Here is a 2,710-nt window from a genome sequence, read left to right as displayed (position 1 = left end):
CAGATCGTGGCCGTGACGCACCAGTGGGGCGACTACTACACGCAGCGCGTGCGCGCCGTGCAGCAGGGCGCCTGGACCAGCGCCAGCCTGTGGGGCGGTGTGCGCGAGGGCATGATCCGCGTCGGCGACTTTGGCCCCCGGGTGCCCGCTGCCGTGCAAAAGGACGTGCTGGCAGCGCAGAAGGCCATTGGCGAGGGGCGCCTGCAGCCGTTTCGCGCCGGCAAGACCCCGGTGCGCGACAACGAGGGCCGTGAGGTGATTGCCGCCGGGCAGGCCCTGACCGACCCTCAGATCCAGCAGATGAACTGGCTGGTCGAAGGCGTGCAGGGCAAGGTTGCGCGCTGACCCGCGCCAGGAAGGGGGCGCCCACGGCGTCTTTTTTGCGGCACGGATGCGCGGCCCCCAGCCGGCAGGCTAAGCTTGACGCCATGCGTGTTTACCGCTCAGCCCTTTTGCGTTTTGCCGAAGATGGATCGGCCCTGTACGACCAGGATGGTCTGCTGGCCGTGGCACCCGATGCGGAGGGCCGCGAGCGGGTGGTGGCTGCCGGTCCCTGGCAGGCCCTTGCTGCCCAGCATGCAGGCCTTCCCGTCACGCACCTGCCGGGCCGGATCATTGCGCCGGGTTTTGTGGACATGCACATCCACTTTCCGCAAACCGATGTGATCGGCTCGCCTGCGGATGGCTTGCTGCCCTGGCTGGAGCGCTACACATTTCCGCATGAAGCGCGGTTTGCCGATGCTGCCTATGCCGAGCAGGTGGCAGATTTCTTCATGGCCGAGTTGCTGCGCAACGGCGTGACCACGGCGCTCACCTTCGCCACATCCCATCCCGCGTCGGTGGATGCACTGTTTGGCGCAGCGCAGCGCCACGGCATGCGCATGATCACCGGCAAGGTGCTGCAGGACCGCCACTCGCCCGATGGCGTGCGCGACGAAACGCAGCAGAGCCTGCTGGACACGGAATCGCTCATCAGGCGCTGGCACGGTGTGGACCGCCTGGGCTATGCCATCACGCCGCGCTTTGCGCCTGCCAGCACGCCCGAGCAGCTGCGCGGCGCGGGTGAGCTGGCGGCGCGCTACCCGGATGTGTGGATCCAGTCGCATGTGGCCGAAAACCGGGACGAGATCCGCTGGGCGCGCGAGCTGTTTCCGGCATCGCGCAGCTACCTGGCGATCTATGACGACTTCGGCCTGATGCGCGAGCGCGCGGTGTACGCGCACTGCATCCATATCGATGATGACGACCGCGCCCTGATGCGTGACACCGGGGCGGTGGCTGCTGTCAGCCCCACCAGCAACCTTTTTCTGGGCAGTGGCTTTTTTGACTATGCGGGTGCCGACCGTGTGGGCTTTGGCTACGGGCTGGCCAGCGACGTGGGCGGTGGCACCAGCTTCAGCCCCTTCCACACCATGCTGGCGGCCTACTACGTGGGACGAGAAGGTCAGACCAAGCCGGGGCTTTGCCTATCGCCCGAGCGCCTGTGGTGGCAGCACACGGCTGGCGCGGCGCGCGCGCTGGGTCTGGGGGGCGTGGTGGGCAACCTGCAGCCTGGCTGCGAGGCGGATTTTGTGGTGCTCAACCCATCGGCCACGCCGCTGCTGGCGCGCAGGACACAGCAGGCCAGCAGCCTGGCGGAGCTGTTGTTTGCACTGATCGTGATCGGCGATGACCGGGTCGTGGAGCAAACCGTGATTTCTCAAGCAAAATACCCCCCACGCGCTCGACGTTCAAGCGCCAACAGCTACGACTTTAATAGCGCCCGGCGGCGGTACGCTCGCGGGGCCCAGCGCAGGGGCATCACGATGAGCATCAAGAGCGACAAATGGATTCGCCGCATGGCTGCAGAGCACGGCATGATCGAACCGTTCGAGCCCGGCCAGGTGCGTGAGGTCGAGGGCCGCAAGATCATCAGCTACGGCACCAGCAGCTACGGCTACGACATCCGCTGCGCGCCCGAATTCAAGGTCTTCACCAACATCCACAGCACGGTGGTGGACCCGAAGAATTTCGACGAAAAGAGCTTCGTGGATTTCGAGGGAGACAGCTGCATCATCCCGCCCAACAGCTTTGCGCTGGCGCGCACGATGGAATACTTTCGCATCCCGCGCAACGTGCTGACCATCTGCCTGGGCAAGAGCACCTATGCCCGCTGCGGCATCATCGTGAATGTGACGCCGTTCGAGCCCGAGTGGGAAGGCTATGTGACGCTGGAGTTTTCCAACACCACACCCCTGCCGGCCCGCATCTACGCGGGCGAAGGCTGCGCGCAGGTCCTGTTCTTCGAGAGCGACCCGGACGACGTGTGCGAGGTCAGCTACCGTGACCGCGGTGGCAAGTACCAGGGCCAGGTCGGCGTGACCCTGCCCAAGGCCTGACGCCCTCGGTGGCTCGTCAGGGCCGCCAGCGCCCTTGCGTCCGTCGCCGGGTCGAACCCCATTGCGTCAACCAGGGGGCGGCTCACCGAGCCCGCATGGACTGGCCTGCGCGTGATCTCAATGATGGATGCTGTCAGAGCCTGTGGCGATCACGCTGGCCCCCCCCGAGATCGTGGAAAGGCTCTCAGGCAGCCCGAGTTCGACACGAAGCGCTGTAAGTACTTGATCTATATAGATCGCGTTCGCGAATTGCCACTACAAGAGGCTTAATTGGGGGTCTGGATTGGGGTTCTTGACGTTCAGTGCGGCAAGCGTGCTGGCTTGCTCTCGGG

Annotated in this window: 1 protein-coding gene and 2 pseudogenes; all 3 read left to right on the top strand. The window is 65.5% G+C overall.

Going from position 1 to position 2,710, the window contains the following annotated elements:
* Positions 1-345: pseudogene (locus ACK543_RS14695) on the top strand (BMP family ABC transporter substrate-binding protein); the annotation flags it as partial.
* 83 nt (positions 346-428) lie between these two features.
* Positions 429-1,709: pseudogene (guaD, locus tag ACK543_RS14690) on the top strand (guanine deaminase); the annotation flags it as partial.
* 96 nt (positions 1,710-1,805) lie between these two features.
* On the top strand, positions 1,806-2,378 hold the full coding sequence (gene dcd, locus ACK543_RS14685; protein ID WP_409943574.1) for a dCTP deaminase: 573 nt from the start codon (positions 1,806-1,808) through the stop codon (positions 2,376-2,378).
* Positions 2,379-2,710 lie beyond the last annotated feature (332 nt).

Source organism: Acidovorax sp. (assembly GCF_046341535.1).
GTDB lineage: Bacteria > Pseudomonadota > Gammaproteobacteria > Burkholderiales > Burkholderiaceae_C > Acidovorax.
This window is presented reverse-complemented; position numbering and strand designations above follow the sequence as displayed.